Consider the following 18405-nt stretch of genomic DNA (forward strand, 5'->3'; position numbering starts at 1 on the left):
TTGAATAGCTTACAGTATGAGTATTTAATTCAATCATAAGTTTGGTACTAAGTAAACTGTACAAGCGTTTGAACCTGCAGATTACGGCTGTATAAGCTGTCAGCAATCGCGGTATTTATGATGCTAAAAAAACAACCACTAAAAATTAGCGATCTAAAAAGAGAAAATATCACTTTAAATAGTGAAATGAATAATCCATTCACATTGATATAAGAGCACTATGATACCACTTGTATTTCATCCCATTTACAGTCAGTTACCGCTACCGCCAAAACATCGTTTCCCGATTGAAAAATATCAAGGTATTAAAGACCAACTGCTCGCAAATGGTGTGTCCGAAAATGCTTTTTTAACACCAGAAGCTATACCACTAGAAGATTTAAAAGTGGCCCATAGCGCCAAGTACGTTGATAGCTTCATAGATGGTACTATTTCCCAGAAGGCCATTAGGCGATTAGGCATGCCATGGTCGCAGCAGTTCGTTAAACGAACATTACACGCGGTGGGCGGCACCGTATTAACCAGCAAATTAGCCCTTGAGCATGGCCTTGCCTTGAATTTAACCGGCGGCTACCACCATGCATTCTCCGATTTCGGTTCAGGCTTTTGCGTCTTTAATGACATTGTGTTAAGTGCTACACACATGCTAAAACAAGAGGGAATCGACAAGGTGCTTACCTTCGACTGCGACGTTCATCAAGGTGATGGCACCGCCCTGTTAGCAAGTGGAAATGATGCAATTTATACCGTTTCTTTGCACTGTGAGAAAAACTTCCCCGCGCGTAAGCAGCATTCAGATCTCGATTTCCCGCTCGAAAGAGGCATGACTGATGACGAGTATTTGTATACGGTAGAATGCGCTCTACAGTTAGCGTTCAATTCAGCCTCGCCCGACGCGGTCATATACGACGCTGGGGTTGATATTCACGAGTCTGACGATTTAGGCTATTTAAATATCACCACTAAAGGCGTATTTGAGCGCGACAAACTAGTATTTGATGCATGTAAGCGCCATGGTGTGCCGGTAGCCGCCGTGATTGGCGGTGGTTACCAGCGAAACATTGACGATTTGGTCAATGTACACTTGCAGCTTTACCGCGCTGCTGGCGTGGTAAAATAGCAGGCGTCACGCATCGCCTAATCAATTTGATTGCAAGCTCAGATGTTTCACTCTATACTGGTGTATATAAATACAGTGGTTTGACTGATTAGTATCAGTTTACACCAATAGCGAGTTATAACCATATGCATCTTAGCGCTGCTTATCAGCACCAAAAAGAGTTTGTAGAGAGCTTGTCGCTAGCCCAACGCGAGCGCTTAGCTTTCATCGACTTCAATCTACAGTTTTTTGGTAAAATATCGCGCAGCGACTTAATTAATCGTTTTAAAACCGGCTTGGCCGCCAGCACACGCGATTTTGCCGCCTACCGCGAAATTGCACAGGCAAATTTAACACTCGACCATTCAACCAAGCAATACTGGCGCACTTATCACTTTGAGCCTATTTTTCAATTTTCTACAGAGGCTATTTTGCAGTCGGTGAGCAAAGGTTTTAGTGACGGCATTACCGCTGCTATTCAGCCTTCAGCGCAGTGTTTTGAGGCGATTCAGTTAATTCATCCAAACATACATATTATTGCCGCGCTAATGCGCTCAATTCATCGTCAGGAGGCCTGCCAAGTCAGGTATGTATCTATTAGTTCTGGTGAAAGTTCACGCGTTATTGTACCGCATGCCATTATAAATAATGGCCACCGGTGGCATGTTCGCGCATTTGACGAAAAATCTAGCGCCTTTCGCGACTTCGTCTGTACACGCTTTACACAAGTGAATACTACCCCAAATCAGGCCACTGTAAACCAACGCGCCAAGTGCGACGAACAATTTAATAAGCCAGTAACACTGGTGTTAATGGTGCATCCTGGCATTACGCAACCGCAGGCTATTGAAATGGATTACGCAATGCAAAATGGCGAAAAAATAATGCAAGTGCGCGCCGCATTAGCGGCCTATGTCTTAAGACACTGGCAGGTGGATTGCTCTTTTAAGCACCGAATACTCAATCAAGGCTGTCAATTAGCCTTAAAAAATCACGAGGTCCTTGATAGTATTGATAATCCTCAATTGGCGCCTGGGTTCACCGCTAAAAAGTGAACTACCTGCCCTTGCTAAGGTCCAAAAAGAATAGATTTTAGTGATAACGACCTATAAACTTTACAAGCAAAGCAACGATTGCTTACAATCACGTCGAGGCAAATATGCGAAACAATGGTTCTGATAGTTCTACTAATAGTCCTTTGGACACATTTTCAATTACACATTCTAAAATCCCACCTAACGAATATCCAAAAGATTTGTCCACTACAGATGCAGATTTTATCAATGGCACAAATGAGCCTCATAAAATTTATGAAAACACGCAGGAAGATGTTTCAGATAAAAATACAATTACCGCTGAGCAAGGTTTCAATGAAGCAGTAATTAATCTGCTTGTTTTACTGTATCAAATCGATGGGAAAGTCACTTTAACTGAACAAGATTTGTTCGACGAAATTATTGCTACCCTGAACTGGCATAGCGGGGTTTCAATTTCAGCGTTCATAAACGGTGCTATTCACCAAGCAAGGGTCGCGATTGATCAGCTCAAAGCCCGTGAATATTTGTTTAAATTAGGCACAGGACTTAATTACAATCCGGCTCAAGCACTTGAATATGCTATGGATATTACCGAAATAGACGGTAAACGAAGCGAAGAAGAAATTGAATTACTCGCCTTACTTTCAAATAGAGTATTAGCCCGAGGCTTAGTAGAATAGTGCATCGTGTAAAGCGATAAGTGTTTTTTACTTTGTAAATTACTCAAATTCCCCTACTATATGTGCACACAAAAACAATAAAGTAATGGATCTAGTTCACATTATGCAAAGCACGAAAAAACCTATTATTTTGGCTATTTCTGGCGCTTCAGGCTCGGGTAAGTCTCTTTTCACACAAAACCTACAGCTCACGCTAGAAAAGCACGGCCAGCCCGTGCTCGTGCTGCAAGAAGACCACTATTATAAAACCCAAGACCATGTTCCGATGGAGCAACGCATCACCACCAACTATGACCATCCTGATGCCTTTGAACATGATTTATTATCCCAACACCTTCAAGATTTAAGCAACAGCAAAAGTATCGACTACCCTAGCTATTGCTACAAAACCCACACTCGCCTTAAAAAGGCGCAAAAAGTAGAGCCCTCTCCTATTATTATTATTGAAGGTATCATGCTGCTCACGCAGATACAGCTTTTCGACCATTTCGATTTTAAAGTATTTGTTGATACTCCCTTAGACGTGTGTTTAATGCGCAGAATGCTGCGCGACACACAAGAGCGTGGTCGTTCGCTAACCTCGGTTGCCACCCAGTACGAGCAGACCGTAAAGCCGATGTATCATAAGTTTATTCGTCCCAGCAAAAACTTTGCTGACTTAATTGTGCCTCACGGCGGCGAGAACTTCTTAGCAGTGGATGTGTTAAGCGCATATTTATTCAAACAACGAAATGGAAATACGCTTGATGATTAGCTTCCTTGGAATAATTTTTATATTTGCCGTTGGTTTTGCCTTAAGTAGTGCAAGAACGCGCATAAATTGGCGTACAGTGGGCGGTGCATTTGCCCTGCAGGCCCTAATTGGCGGCTTTGTTCTGTATACAAGCGTAGGCGTTGAAGTGTTAAATGGCATCACCACCTTTGTACAAAACATCATTGACTATGGAAAAGCAGGCACTAGCTTTCTATTTGGTCCCTTGAGTGACTTGTCACGGGCTGAGAACATAGGCTTTATATTCGCCTTTCAGGTACTCCCAGTCATTATATTTTTCTCTGCTTTAATATCGGTGCTCTACCATCTTGGCATTATGAGTATCATTATTAAAATAATTGGGGGCGGGTTGAAAAAGCTATTAGGCACAAGTAGCCCTGAATCTATGTCTGCTGCAGCGAATATTTTCGTAGGACAAACCGAGGCGCCCCTTATTGTAAAACCATTTATTCCCACCATGACTCGATCTGAGTTGTTTGCACTAATGGTGGGTGGATTAGCCTCAGTGGCTGGCTCAATTATGGCTGGCTATGCTAGTTTAGGAATAGACCTTAAGTATCTTATCGCGGCAAGCTTCATGGCCGCGCCTGCGGGTTTAATGATGGCCAAGATTTTAGAGCCTGAAGTAGCCGAACCAAATCAAACCTTGAGCGATTTAAAAACCGATGCTGAAACCTACGCTAACATATTTGACGCCGCGGCAAGTGGCGCAGCTTCAGGTCTTAAACTAGCGGTTAACGTGGGCGCTATGCTGCTAGCCTTTATCGCATTAATCGCTATGTTTAACGGCATCATTGGTTATTTTGGCGGATTATTTGGGGCACAAGATCTTACCTTACAAGCTATCTTAGGCTATTTATTTCAGCCGGTTGCATGGCTAATTGGCATTCCATGGGCAGAAGCCAATTTAGCTGGTAGCTTTATTGGCCAAAAAGTAGTGGTAAATGAATTTGTCGCCTATCTTGATTTTGTGAAGTATAAAGACGAATTGTCTATATCGTCGCAGGCCATTATTACCTTCGCACTATGCGGTTTTGCCAATTTGTCTTCTATTGCCATTTTAATGGGCGGTATTGGGGCAATGGCACCAAAACGCAGGCCCGAAATAGCCCGTCTTGGCTTAAAAGCAGTGTTGGCGGCTACTTTAGCCAACCTAATGAGTGCTGCGCTAGCCGGCATATTCTTGTCACTAGCCTGACTATAAAGCACGCGTTGTTGTAGTATGCGCGCTTTATGACATGACAAGAGCATTTATTAAAAGAGTATAAAAAGAGAGATTTATGGAATTAAAGGCTGTTGATTATCAATCCCCTACTGCCGCAGAAGACTTTGTTGAGTCCTTAAGACAAACAGGTTTTGGGGTGCTGAAAAATCACCCAATATCCAAGCAGCAAGTCAGCAATATTTACACTCACTGGCAGGCGTTTTTTAATTCGCAACACAAGGCGGACTTTACCTACAATAAAGGTACACAAGACGGTTTTTTCCCGCAGTCGGTGTCTGAAATTGCCAAAGGCTTTAAGAGGAAAGACATTAAGGAGTATTATCACTACTATCCATGGGGACAATGTCCAGCAGAGCTTAAGTCTGAAATTGATAAATACTATCAAGATACCTTAAGTCTAGCCGAGCATTTATTAAACTGGATAGAGCAAGAATCTCCTGAAAGTGTCAGCAAAAACTTTCGTGAGCCCTTGTCTAATATGATCATCAATAGCGGCCAAACTTTATTGAGAATACTTCACTATCCACCTTTGGCAGGCGATGAAGAGCCTGATGCTATCCGTGCGGCGGCGCATGAAGATATTAATTTAATTACTATTTTACCCGCAGCAAATGAGCCAGGCCTTCAAGTTAAAGCCAAAGATGGTACGTGGCTAGAAGTGCCCAGTGATTTTGGTAATTTAATTGTGAATATTGGCGACATGCTGCAAGAGGCTTCTGGTCATTATTTTCCATCAACAACTCATCGTGTCGTCAACCCCAAAGGTGCTGACGCCACAAAAGCGCGGATTTCGCTACCCTTGTTTTTGCATCCTAGGCCTGACGTTGTATTATCAGACAACTACACCGCCGATGCTTATTTGAAGGAACGACTGCGAGAGTTGGGTGTTGTTTAAACCCCCAATTTGTCCATAATAGCGCAAAGCTTTTGCTGTTCACTGCGCTATTTTCAGACTCAAATAGCACTCTACCCTAGCGTATAAGCTCTCACTGCCCCTGTATGGCCTAGTCCTTGCAGGGTTATTTTACTGGCTTTATTAAGCGAGTAGAGCTGCGCAAATAATAAAGTTAAGGTGGCTAGAGCATCGTCTAGTGAATTATGCGCGGGTGTAGAAGCTAGCTCATAACGGCCTCTTGATTGCCCTAGCGTCACCTCGCCATTAGGCACAAAACCATGTTTTTTCTCTACCACATACACTTCTAGCAACATGGTGTCGATGGTAGTAATGGTAACGGGTTCAAGCTCAAGCAGTTTCCACAGCTTACTCAGCACAGCGACATCAAGCGCGGCGTTATGAAACACCCAAACATGGCTTTGTGCATATTGCTGTAGCTGCGCTATTTGCGCCTTAACATGCTGGCCTTTCGCAATTTCATCGGCCACTAGGCCGTGTATTACTGGGCTTTGCTTCAAATCGCCGCTGGCTCGCACCACCTGATAATAAGCGCTCGACAAGTCTACATCAAAGCCTATACCTTGCACCCAGCCAATAGACGTTACTTTAGCCAGCTTTGTATTTAAGTCGGTAAGTTCTAAATCTAGCGCTAACATAGGCAGCTCGCTACAGAACATATTTTTAAAACGCTCTGCACTAGGCGGCGGCCTTCGCAGTATAGTAGTAAAGACCCGCACTATTTTGTCAATCATATTTAGCTAGCTCCGCCTGAAAACTTAAATACAACCGCCTGCTGCGTTTTATAAATGGCCTGCAAGGCCGCTTTAAGCTGATGCCTTTCAATAGAAGACAAATCACTTACCCGCACAAAATTGTTATCGACCTTGTTGGTGAGCTGATGACGCCACCTTAAACGATTCATAAACAACCATATATCGCGAAGGTTGTTTCTGTCTTTAAGCGTTAAGTCGGAGTTGTGCGGTAAATTATGTAGTCTAGCCACCGTGCCAGGCAAAGAAAGCCCGCTCGCTAAAGCGTAAAGTCTCACCACGTTATTAATAATTAGAACGGCCGATTTTTTGATATCAATGGCGTCTTTATGCTCATAGTCTTTTGCATAGATGAACTTTTGAAACATTGATAGCGGCACGCTTGCCTCATGCGCATTTCGCGCTAAAGCAGCCAAGAATGATGACTCTTTAAATAAATCTTGGCGATATTTTTGCAACTCAGTAAACAAGTCCATATCACCTGCAACTGCTCGCGCATCCAAATAAATATTGAAGTCTAATATTGCCTCGTTGGTTGGATTATCCACCCAGTTTTTTGATTCAAGCTTAGCCGCTTTCAGTGAAACGCGAAGTGCAGGATTGCTGGCCATTATATTACCGTCGCAAAGTTTAATACCGCATTCACCAAGCGCGTTACATACATAATCTGCTAAACGAGAGAAATACAGGGCTTGCGCCTCGCTAGGCTCACCTTCCAATAATAAGGCATTGTCTTGATCAGAGCCCATTGTTTGATCCTCTCTGGCCTGTGACCCAAATACTAACCATGTAAATGGCATTGTAGCGTAACCAATTTCTTGTTCAAAAAAGCTAATGAGTTTGCGGGTAATAATATCGGTGGCTTGTGCAAGTATCTTCCCAGCAATGTCATAGTCGCCCGCTTTAGTTGCCGACTTAGCAATGTACTGGGGTACTTGCAGGGCTATCTTTACTAAGGCCTCTTTATTGTTAGCTTTGGTTAAATCACGAATAACAAACAACACGCTGGCCCTTTGCTGTTTGGAAATATCGGTGTTTGTAATTATGGAGTACGGCTGCTTTGTGTGTGCATCTAAAACAGGTAAATGATGAATACTTTGTTCATTCATGATGCATATCGCATCAAATATAGTCTCATTTCTAGTTAAAAACACGGGCTGTTTAGTCATTACCTCACTCACCGGCGTAGACAAGGAAATACCTGAGGCAACGACTCTGCTTCTCAGGTCGCGATCGGTCAATATGCCCACCAGCACTTTTTCGCGGTGCACTTCGTTGCTCATGACTAACACCGACGACACTCTGCGTTCGTTCATTTGAACCGCCGCATGCTTTACGGTATCAGTAGGCAATACACAAAGCGGTATATTATCAACCACCTCATCTAAACGCTTATGCAACCACATGGAATTAGAATCACTGACCGCTTGATTCTGCAAAGCGTCGGCATTAAGAGCGTTGAAGAACCCTTTAAAGGCCCGCGTTTTAAGCCCTTTGCTAAAGTTAGCCGCGCTGACACACTGAACTATTCCGGGGCTGTCCACTTCAACGCTGAGACCATAGTCAATATTGTCGATTAAATTGGAAAAGCCAAAATAATCGCCGTCACTTAAGTGCCTAATAGGTGAAGAGGCGACCTTAATCGAAAATTGCCCGCTTTGAATCAAAAATAAAGCGCCACGATGCTTCCCTAATAAAGACTCTTTGTTTTGGGTGGTTAAGTAAATTAGATGACTCGTGCTGGCTATGTCACGTAAAGTACTAATATCAAGCTTATCGAAGGGGCTTTGCTGTTGTAAAAAACTTAAGGTTTGCTGCGAACTGTGGTTTGTGTTGGGCGGATGATCTGTTGTCTTACTCATAGTCCCTCCTTGTTAAGCGTCACTTAAGTGTATGCGCAATGTTAACAGCAAAGCTTTACCAAGCTTGTAAAATAATACCTTAGTCGTACCACCTTGGTATCAAAACGGTTTATGATAGAGTACAAGTTGTTACTTATTTGTTAGGAAGTTTACATGTCTTTTGCTTGGCTAGCCTTGGCTATAGCGTATTTAATGCTGCTATTTTGGGTCGCAAAATGGGGCGATACAAACTCACCCGCGGCGCGCTGGTTAACCTCTCACCCTCTAGTTTACTGCCTTGCATTAGGTATTTATTGCACCGCGTGGACTTTTTTTGGGGCAGTTGGCCAATCAAGTAAGCAGCAATGGATGTACCTGCCCATTTTACTGGGTCCTGCTATTGTATATTTGGTCTTCTATCGCTTCATTTACAAGCTTACGCACGTGAGTAAAAAACAGCATATAAGTACTATTGCCGACTTTATAAGCTCTCGCTACGGCAAACGTCAGGTGATTGCATTGCTGGTCACGATTATTGCACTGTTAGCCGCTATTCCTTACATCGCGCTGCAACTTCAGGCAATAGGCTCTACCTTTAGGTTAATCACAAAGCAAGAAGACACCGCCTTGATGATTATTTTATCGACTTCTTTCATTGCTGTTTTTGCCATGTATTTTGGCACACGCAACACCGACGTAACACAGTATAGAAGAGGACTAATATTAGCCATATCCTTTGAATCATGCTTCAAATTGTTCGCGCTTGTGTTGATTGCCATCGTTGGCTACAGCTATTGGGAAAGCACGTCTGGCGAAACGCTATTGCACGAATATACGCAGCCAAATGCCCTGCGTGCGTTCGCATCATTCGACTTTTGGATGCAAACATTGATGGCGGCCGCGGCGGTTATTTGTTTGCCTCGGCAGTTTCACGTAGCGGTTATCGATAATTTAAAAATAAGCCATTTGCGCACAGCCCGATGGTTTTTTCCTGCTTATTTAGTCTTAATAGCCTTGACCATTCCGGTAATTGCCGCAGCAGGTAAAGCAATTTTTGCTGAGCAAGGCTTAGGCGGCGACAATTACGTAATGGGAATTGCAATGGTGTCAGATTCTATCTTATTACAAGTAATTGTATTTTTAGGCGGTTTGTCAGCTGCGACCGCGATGATTATAGTCGCCACACTTACCCTTAGCACTATGATAACCAACGATTTGGTGCTACCTAAATTGATGGACAAGGAGACCTATGCTGGCGTGAACCGCGTGAAGAGAATCAAAAGTATAAGGCGCTTTATTATTTTTGGTATTTTATGCCTTGCATTTGTCTATCAACAGTATATGGCAAACCAAGCATCGCTTGCCTCTATAGGCTTACTTGCTTTTTCACTGGTCATTCAGCTATTGCCGGCTATTGTAGGCGGCTTATACTGGCACCGGGCACATGCCCATGGTGTATATGCGGGACTAATTGCAGGATTCTTAGTATGGCTTATGTTTCTTTTTATTCCCTTGTTGACTCCGAATGGATCTGACTATCTTTCTGGTTATCAAACCCACTTATTGAGCCAAGGTGCCCTGTATAGCTTGTTAACCAATATTATATTTTTTATTGGTTTTTCTCTTTTTGCAAAACCAAGCCTTAATGATCGCATTCAAGCCAAACTATTCGTTGAGCCCTCTAGTTTAGGCAATCAATATAGCGAAAATAAAATAGTTGAAGTCAGTGTCGCTGACTTAAAAACCTTAATTGCCCGATTTACAGGCAAAAGACGATGTGAGCAGTTATTTGAAGCATATGAGCGACAGTCATTAAATAAATCAGGCTTACACAACAAAGTAGATGAAGCACTGCTTGCGTTTTGCGAACGTGCACTTGGCGGCGCGGTAGGCTCTTCTAGCGCTAGGGCATTAATAGAAAGCTTAGTGCGCGGCAAATCACTCGATATTACAGACGTCGTCAATTTTTTTGATGACACCGCTCAAGCCATGCAATTTAATATGAGTGCCCTGCTTGCGTCTCTTGAAAATATTGATCAAGGCATAAGTGTCATAGACAAAAACCTTAAGTTAATTGCGTGGAATAAACGCTATACTAATTTATTTAATTATCCAGATCATCTTATGAACATTGGCACTCCAATTGAGCTACTAGTGCGTCACAACAGACTTCGAGCGAACTTCGATTCAAGCGATATTGAAGCACAGATTGACAGCCGAATGCGCTTATTGCGAGATGCCGCACCGCATAAATTTAGGCGTACTCAAGACAACGGTCATGTCATTGAGATGGTGGGTAATCCGCTGCCGGGCGGCGGCTTCGTTATTAGCTATCATGACATAACGGGATACATTGAAACGCAAGAGGCCTTAAAAAAATCAAATGTCAATTTGGCCGCACGCGTGGAAAAAAGAACCGAAGAAGTGCATTCTATTAATGCTGAACTACGCTTAGAAATAGAAAGACGTAATCATTTAGAAAAAAGCTTAATTCGCGCAAAAAAAGAAGCCGAAGATGCTAACGAAAGTAAAACCCGCTTTCTAGCCTTAGCCAGTCATGACGTTTTACAGCCCTTAAATGCAGCAAAGTTATATTTGGCTGCGCTACAAGAAAACAAATTTGACAATGATACAGGTGATATCTTAGCAAAGCTCAATGACTCTGTCGTATCAAGTGAGACCATTATAAGTACCATACTGGACATATCACGGTTTGATCAGGGGCAGTTAAAACCCTTTATAGAAACCGTCGATATTGCGGCAACCATTACGCCTATTATTAACGAAATGAGTATGAAAGCAAAAGAAAAAGGATTAGAGCTCAGGTATAAAGCGGTTGAATGCTGGGTGAGCGCTGACAAAACCTCTCTTTACCGAATTATTCAAAACCTTGTCTCAAATGCAGTGAAGTACACTCAAAAAGGCAAAGTATTACTGACCGTAAGAAAACGGGGAAGCAAAGTCCTTATTCAAGTGCGTGACACCGGCATCGGCATATCAAAACTTCAGCAAGCGGCTATTTTTGGCGATTTTTACAGAGTAGAAAATACGCAAGAGCAGGGGATGGGCCTGGGCTTGAGCGTAGTAAAAAGATTAAGCCAACAGCTTAAATGCAGTATTCGCGTAGACTCTAAAGTGAAAGTAGGTTCGTGCTTTAGTATTGAGTTTGCCAGTGTTGCGCCCCCTGAAGAACGAAAGGTAATGCCAAGCCCGATTAATTCTATTTTTAGCAAGCTAAGAATACTGTGTATTGACGATCAGCAAGAAAACCTTGATGCCATGAAAACAGTTCTGGAGAAATGGGGGATTGAAGTAGGCCTTGCGCAGTCTTACAAAGAATCTATTGAGGTCGCAAATACCCTTAAGCCGCATATTTTGCTGGTAGATTATCAGTTAGGCAAAGGCGCTGATGGCTTAGAAATAATAGATTTGTTGCGTACGCAGCTTAATATGATTATGCCTGCATGTTTAGTGACTGCGCAAAAGAGTGATGACTTGCTCAAGCTTTGCAGCGATCAGGGAGTAAACTACTTATCGAAGCCACTGAAACCCGCAAAACTACGAGCGCTTATTCAAAGCATGGCGAAATTTATACAAAACGTGGATGTTACCCAGGAGTGACATTTTTAATACTCGTTTACGGGCGGCTCTAACTGCAGCCCTGTTGCAATTAATACCCCTTGAGTGCGATTGTTTATACCTAGCTTACGGAAAATGACGGTGACGTGGGCTTTTACAGTCGCCTCAGCAATACCTAAGTTGTAGCCAATTTGCTTATTGAGCAGCCCGTCTTTCATGTAACACAGCACTTTGTATTGCGACGGCGTGAGACTGGCTACATCTTCAGCAAGTTTACTGAAGTTTTTGTCTACGTCTTTTATTTTCAGGCGCACAGACTCTGGCAGCCATACATCACCTTCAAGCATTGTGCTTATTGCCTCATTTATGCTGCTAGCGCTAGCCGTTTTAGGGATAAAACCAATTGCGCCTAAGGCTATAATTTTAGAGATGAGGCTGGCATCTTCAGTGCCCGATATAACCGCTATAGGCAAATCTGAAAATTGCTTTTGAATATGTAAAAATCCAAATAAATCGCTGCTGCCTGGCATATGTAAATCTAATAAAAGCAGGTCTACCTCATTTTCTTGCAATGTAGATACGGTGCTGTTTACATCGTTAGTTTCTAAAATGTTAAGGTCGGTAAAGGACAGATTTAAAGCGCCTTTTAAGGCGTCTCTGTATAACGGGTGATCGTCTGCAATTAGGAGGGTGATCATAAGGCTTCCGTGTTTGTTAATCTACTTCAAGTAGTTTAACAATTTATTAACCAATCGCAACGACTGAATGAATAAAATAGTGAGGTAAACGTGCGTTCACCTCACTTCACGGCCTTTGTGACTAATTATCGGTTAAGTCGTTTGTCTATCAAGGAATCAACGACGCTAGGATCAGCTAGGGTAGATGTATCGCCTAGTTGATCATGCTCATTTGCTGCAATTTTTCGTAAAATACGCCGCATAATTTTACCTGAACGCGTTTTCGGTAGGCCTGTTGTCCATTGAATTAAGTCAGGCGTTGCAATAGGCGACAGTTCTTTTCTGACCCACTTTTTCACATCAGCGGTTAATTCGTCGGTAATTACGGTGCCTTCAATTGGGGATATATACACGTATATGCCTTGGCCCTTAATATCATGCGGGAAACCGACTACCGCCGCTTCTGCGATATTCTTATGCGACACCAATGCGCTTTCAATTTCAGCGGTACCTAGGCGATGACCCGACACATTCAGTACATCATCCACACGCCCTGTTATCCAATAATAACCGTCTTCGTCTCTGCGCGCGCCATCGCCCGTAAAGTATACGTTCGGGTATGCGCTAAAGTAGGTTTCAATAAAGCGTTTGTGATCGCCATAAACCGTTCTGGCTTGACTTGGCCAGCTGTCTTTTATGATTAAATTACCCTCTCCAATACCTTGGATTTCATTACCTTCGGGGTCAACTAGCGCTGGCTGTACACCAAAGAATGGGCGTGTTGCTGAACCAGGCTTTAACATTGTTGATGTTGGCATTGGGAAAATCATCATGCCCCCAGTTTCAGTTTGCCACCACGAATCTACTATTGGGCAGCGCTCTTCACCAATAAGCTTGTAGTACCATTCCCACGCTTCTGGATTAATAGGCTCGCCTACCGAACCAAGAATACGCAGCGACGATAAATCACAGCCTTCTACTGGCTTTTCACCATGGGCCATCAGTGCCCGAATTGCGGTTGGCGCTGTGTAAAGGCTGTTCACTTTATATTTTTCAACGATTTGGGCAATGCGACGTACGTCTGGATACGTGGGTACGCCTTCAAAGAATACCTGCGAAGCGCCATTTGCCAAAGGACCATACGCCATATAACTATGACCTGTGATCCAGCCTACGTCGGCAGTACACCAATAAATGTCGTTGGGCTTATAATCAAAAGCATAGCGAAACGTTAGTGATGTGTATAACAAGTAACCGCCTGTGGTGTGCAAAACACCTTTAGGTTGACCTGTAGAACCCGATGTATATAAAATAAATAGCGGGTCTTCAGCGTTCATGACTTCTGGCTCGCACTGCGCGCTACAGTCATCCACTAATTCATGCCACCAAACGTCAATGTTATTATTAAAAGAGACGTCGCCACCGGTAAGCTGAAGCGTTAACACTGCGCTTATCGAGGGGCAAGCGCCATTTGCAATGGCTTCGTCTACGTTTGATTTCAGCACAACGCAGCGCCCTGCTCTGCGCCCTTCATCGGCGGTTATGACTACTTTAGCTTGGCTGTTATTAATTCTGTCAGCGATTGCATTTGGCGAAAAACCACCAAAGATAACAGAATGAACTGCGCCTATTCTGGCACATGCTAGCATGGCGTAAGCAGCGTGAGGCGTCATGGGCATATAAATCGCAACACTGTCACCTTTTTCAACGCCTAACTTTTTAAGACCGTTGGCAAGCTTACACACTTCATAGTGAAGCTGTTGATAAGTGATTTGTTCTGAACTGTCTGGTGAGTCGCCTTCCCAAAAGATGGCCACTTTTTTAGCCTTATCTTTTAAATGCCTGTCTATACAGTTGTAGCTTGCGTTAAGCTGGCCATCTTCAAACCATTTAATCTGGCAGCTGTCGGAGGAGAAGTTGGTATTTTTAATGATTGTGGGGGTTTTAATCCAATCAAGCTCATCAAGATGTGTAGCCCAAAATGCATCAGGGTCACTCACCGAAGCTGCATACATTTCTTTATAATCGGCGTCGCTGAAATGCGGGCCTTGGGTTAAAGAAGCGGGTACTGGGTATTGTTTAACACTCATGGTTTTGTCTCCGTTGATCGGGTAATAAGTCCTTGCTTACAATAGTCTAATTCGTGTATATAAAAATAGTACTTTGGTAGTAATTGTTAAGACGTCAGACCAATGTAAGGCTCGTACTTTTTTCGATTGGCGCTTGTATTGTTGATAGCGAGTACCTAATAAAAAAGGGCGCACAAGCACCCTTTTTTCTACACTAGGTAGGACAAAACGAACATCGTTTTACATTACTTACCGTGTGCTTTAGCCATAAACTCGTCGAGTTCACCACAGTCGTTGGTCATTAAACTTACCACTATAGTGACCACAACAGCAAGCGGCATAGAGTAAAGCGCTGGGTTAATAAGTACGTCTAAGCCTATTATTGAATCGACACCGAAGAAGCGGGCGAATGTAAATAATAAAGACGTAACCAAACCTGTTGCCATACCAATAATAACTGCTTGACTAGTAAGCTTGCGCCACCATACGGCAAATACTAAAGCTGGTGCAAAGGTACTAGCGGCTATACCAAAACACATACCTACAAGCATTGCTACGTTTTGGTCTTTAAGCCAAACAGACATGCCAATAGCAATTAGGGCTAAACAACCAGCGCCTATTTTAGCAAAACGTAGCTGCTGTTCGTCAGTACTGTCAGGCCTCAAAATACCTTTATACAAATCATGTGAAAGACTTGTGGTAGCTGAAATTAGCAGGCCAGCAGAAGTAGACAGCATCGCCGCCATAGCACCTGCCGCAATAACACCCAAAAGCACTTGTCCGCCCATCATGTCGCCTAACATAGGCATGGTCATGTTGGTAGCAACGCCGCGCTTACCTTCTGCAAGTAAAGCAACTAACTGAGGATAAAGACCGTACATAGCGATTAAGCCAACAAAGAAAACCGCCGCGTAGAAAATCGCTAAACCCCATATAGTAATTTCAGCTGATTTACGCGCTTCTTTTGCACTTGAAACCGTGTAAAAGCGGATTAGGATGTGTGGTAAACCTAGCACACCAAAGAACAACGCAATAACCAAACTTGCATTATCAGCAAGGCTTCTCAAGCCAACACCAGGCGTTACTGCGCTAGCGGCGGCGGGCATTAATTCGCGTACTGCCGTTATTGCTTCACCAGGAGCAGCATTTGCCATACTGGCAGTAAGCGCGACTGCTTCAGGGTTAGCCGCTGCTAACAAAGGGGGCACCATTTCATTGGCCGCTGTAATAACACCAACAGGGTTACCAGCAAATATTGAAACAATACCAAACACTAACAAGAATAATAACGCGCCGAACAAGATCGCGCCTTGAATCGCTTGGTTATAAGACGTACCTTTCATACCGCCTAAAATAACAAATACACCCATTAGCGTACCAGTAACCATCACCGTTGGTAAGTAGCTCCAGCCCAACAATAGACCAAACAAATGACCAGCACCTACAATTTGTGGAATTAAGTACATAACACACAGCGCTAAAGTAGACACCATGGCGATAGTACGAATACCTTTCTCTTTACCTTTAAAACGGGCATTGAGTAAGTCGGCAACCGTATACTTTCCCACGTTTTTGAGCGGGCTAGCGATAAGCAGCAAAACAACAATCCAAGCGGCAAAGAAACCCAGTGCAAGCCACCAGCCGTCTACGCCCATAAGCGCAACCGCACCTGCCACACCTAAAAAACTAGCAGCACTTGCGTAATCTCCCAGCATAGCCCAGCCGTTTACGCGAGGTGAAATACCGCCACCCGCCACATAAAAGTTAGCAGTTGAACTGGTAGAACGACGATGGTAAAAACTGATAAAAAGTGACAGCGCAATACCTAACATTACAATGCTTAACGCAACTATATTTTCCATTATTTAGAATCCTCTTCACTCATCTTTTTGAGGTATAAACGGGTAATAATTACGCCCGTTACAATGATCAGCAAACCACCCCAAATAGCTAAAGGTAATCCTGCAATTGGTATTGCCGCGATGTCTTTAAATGCTGCAGACGTCATTAACGCAACACCAAAATATAGAACCGTATAAATTGATAACGCAATGGCTGCAAACTTAGTTTTCCTATCCATAATGAAGCCCCCGTAGGTTTTTAAAAGTTTTATTTGACATATTATTCCTCAATATTTTTTTATAAATGGAACCGGACATGTATATTTTTAAAATCTGCTGTAACGGTGTGCCCATTCGACTACAGCAGATTATTTTTTTGATTCATTCAGTTATTAGCAACACAGCTTCATATCTTAATGTGTCTTAAACGTTAATTTTGTAAATAATGTGTTATCTAAAAATAACAAGAAACTAGCATTTATAACAATAAAGAATCGCACATTGCCACTAAAGTCTGATGATAATGGCTATGCTCTAATAAGGTAAGCATAAGGCCCGTCTTCACCAGAACACTCGCTATTAAAATGCATACTTCATTGAAAACTGAAGGCGGTTCATATCACCGTCAGCGCCTGACTCTATCTCACGTTTAGCCAATGCGTACTCAGCGCCAACGGTTATTTTAGCTGTTGGCTGATAGAATAAATTCAAGCGCATGCTTTGAGTCTTAGCTGTGACACTTTCTCCTGTTAACACCACGTTGTTGTCGGCGCTAAACGCTGAGTAAATAATGTTAGATCTGAATTCATCATTCCAAACATGGCGATAAGCAACAGCAAATGCACTTGAATCAATGGTTTCTATTTCTCCATTTGCGGTTAATACACCGCCGTTGGCTGCATTTATTGCCGAGTAGCGGCCTAAACCGGCGCCGCTGTTAACCGAAATACGGATGTCGTTTTGCGCGCCAACACCTATTTTACTGGTGACACTAAGACCATAAGAGGCTTGTGTAGTGTCAATGTCAGCGCCATTGTCATAGGCCAACTGACGCGCTAAACCAGCTACTTTCACATAACCCCAGTCAGCGGTATGAGTATATCTGACCACAAAATCAGGAATGGCGCCGTCATCGGCCACAATACGACCACCGCCGCCAAAGGGCGTGATTGTACTTTCAGAGTTTTCTACTGCAAAATCCCAGCTTCCAGCAGTATACCTAAGCTGTGTTTGACGATTGAATATTGTGCCGTCAGTGCTACCGATAAAATCGACAGACTCTGGTAGCGCGCCGGTGTCCATAAAGGTTGACCATGTTTGGCCTACTAAAAAGCCTTTATACTTAATAAACGCGTGTCTTATCCGTGGAACATAAGAATTGCTAACGCGCTCGTCCCCACCACCCGTTGCTAACATGTCAAATTCTAAAACACCTGTTATAGAATCACCTTCGTCGGTAGGCGTGTTAGTGGTGAAGCGAAAACGACTCTGTCTGATATGCGCATCAAACTGTGTGCTTTCCTTATCTTTGCCCACTGGTGTAAGCGAAGGTATATAAAAATCTCTGCCAAGGTTGCCTGAACCAAGCGACCCGTCTGAATAATTACTGAATATAGCATCGGCTTTTATATAACCGCTAAACTTAACGCTAGTATCGCCCAAAGTCGCGCTTGCTGCACTTGCAGTGCTACAAAGGCCTAAAGTACCTAGCGCAATTAAAGTGGCAGAACATAATTTTGTTAATTTCATTATAAGATCCCGTAGTTTGTTAACATTGTGTACATATTTAATTAACACGGAGTATTCACGATAATCAGCCTAGTTGAAATACGCCAATGGTCTGTAAGACTGAAGTCGTACTTGCGACTTTTAAAATATGAGATTACCGGCTAGTTCGAAAAAACCTTGCTTAGCTTTCAT

The 18405-nt window shown here is 43.1% G+C and carries 14 protein-coding genes; 7 read left to right on the forward strand and 7 right to left on the reverse strand.

The features are described 5' to 3' along the window. Positions 1–220 precede the first annotated feature (220 nt). The 6 genes from GPUN_RS02005 (at position 221) to GPUN_RS02030 (ending at position 5708) form a co-directional block, all read left to right on the forward strand. On the forward strand, positions 221–1120 hold the full coding sequence (locus GPUN_RS02005; RefSeq protein ID WP_006002922.1) for a histone deacetylase family protein: 900 nt from the start codon (positions 221–223) through the stop codon (positions 1118–1120). A gap of 125 nt (positions 1121–1245) precedes the next feature. Further along, the gene (locus GPUN_RS02010) at positions 1246–2154 is read left to right on the forward strand and encodes a WYL domain-containing protein (protein ID WP_006002925.1); all 909 of its coding nucleotides are present in this window, start codon (positions 1246–1248) and stop codon (positions 2152–2154) included. A gap of 104 nt (positions 2155–2258) precedes the next feature. Continuing rightward, on the forward strand, positions 2259–2816 hold the full coding sequence (locus GPUN_RS02015) for a hypothetical protein (protein WP_006002927.1): 558 nt from the start codon (positions 2259–2261) through the stop codon (positions 2814–2816). Positions 2817–2919: 103 nt separating this feature from the next. Continuing rightward, positions 2920–3570, forward strand: a complete 651-nt coding sequence (gene udk / locus GPUN_RS02020; protein WP_006002929.1) for a uridine kinase — start codon at positions 2920–2922, stop codon at positions 3568–3570. Further along, positions 3563–4786: a NupC/NupG family nucleoside CNT transporter gene (locus GPUN_RS02025; protein WP_006002930.1), complete on the forward strand. Its 1224-nt coding sequence runs from the start codon at positions 3563–3565 to the stop codon at positions 4784–4786. The genes udk and GPUN_RS02025 overlap by 8 nt, the downstream gene beginning before the upstream one ends. A gap of 82 nt (positions 4787–4868) precedes the next feature. Continuing rightward, positions 4869–5708, forward strand: coding sequence for a 2OG-Fe(II) oxygenase family protein (locus tag GPUN_RS02030; RefSeq protein WP_006002932.1), 840 nt, complete (start codon positions 4869–4871; stop codon positions 5706–5708). A gap of 71 nt (positions 5709–5779) precedes the next feature. On the opposite strand, the gene GPUN_RS02035 is transcribed toward GPUN_RS02030, so the two are convergent. Both GPUN_RS02035 and GPUN_RS02040 read right to left on the reverse strand, forming a co-directional pair. Next, entirely contained in the window at positions 5780–6460 is a 681-nt protein-coding gene (locus tag GPUN_RS02035) for a 3'-5' exonuclease (RefSeq protein WP_006002934.1), read from the reverse strand. Between the two features lie 2 nt (positions 6461–6462). Then, positions 6463–8340, reverse strand: a complete 1878-nt coding sequence (locus tag GPUN_RS02040; RefSeq protein ID WP_006002936.1) for a DUF294 nucleotidyltransferase-like domain-containing protein — start codon at positions 8338–8340, stop codon at positions 6463–6465. A gap of 153 nt (positions 8341–8493) precedes the next feature. On the opposite strand from GPUN_RS02040, the gene GPUN_RS02045 reads away from it, so the two are divergent. Then, positions 8494–11940 carry a PAS domain-containing hybrid sensor histidine kinase/response regulator gene (locus tag GPUN_RS02045; RefSeq protein WP_006002937.1) on the forward strand — a complete coding sequence of 1149 codons (3447 nt, stop codon included), beginning with the start codon at positions 8494–8496 and terminating at the stop codon, positions 11938–11940. A gap of 5 nt (positions 11941–11945) precedes the next feature. Here the strand turns inward: GPUN_RS02045 and GPUN_RS02050 are convergent, their stop codons facing one another. The 5 genes from GPUN_RS02050 to GPUN_RS02070 form a co-directional block, all read right to left on the reverse strand. Then, the gene (locus GPUN_RS02050; protein ID WP_006002939.1) at positions 11946–12596 is read right to left on the reverse strand and encodes a response regulator transcription factor; all 651 of its coding nucleotides are present in this window, start codon (positions 12594–12596) and stop codon (positions 11946–11948) included. A gap of 125 nt (positions 12597–12721) precedes the next feature. Further along, positions 12722–14665 (reverse strand): acetate--CoA ligase, encoded by a 1944-nt coding sequence (acs, locus tag GPUN_RS02055; RefSeq protein WP_006002941.1) that lies wholly within the window; start codon positions 14663–14665, stop codon positions 12722–12724. Positions 14666–14889: 224 nt separating this feature from the next. Beyond that, positions 14890–16506 carry a sodium/solute symporter gene (locus tag GPUN_RS02060; protein WP_006002943.1) on the reverse strand — a complete coding sequence of 539 codons (1617 nt, stop codon included), beginning with the start codon at positions 16504–16506 and terminating at the stop codon, positions 14890–14892. Next, the gene (locus GPUN_RS02065; protein WP_006002945.1) at positions 16506–16724 is read right to left on the reverse strand and encodes a DUF485 domain-containing protein; all 219 of its coding nucleotides are present in this window, start codon (positions 16722–16724) and stop codon (positions 16506–16508) included. Before GPUN_RS02065 ends, GPUN_RS02060 begins: the two co-directional genes overlap by 1 nt. Positions 16725–17064: 340 nt before the next feature. Beyond that, positions 17065–18234 carry a DcaP family trimeric outer membrane transporter gene (locus GPUN_RS02070; RefSeq protein ID WP_006002947.1) on the reverse strand — a complete coding sequence of 390 codons (1170 nt, stop codon included), beginning with the start codon at positions 18232–18234 and terminating at the stop codon, positions 17065–17067. Positions 18235–18405 lie beyond the last annotated feature (171 nt).

This window comes from Glaciecola punicea ACAM 611 (assembly GCF_000252165.1).
GTDB classification, from domain to species: Bacteria; Pseudomonadota; Gammaproteobacteria; order Enterobacterales; family Alteromonadaceae; genus Glaciecola; species Glaciecola punicea.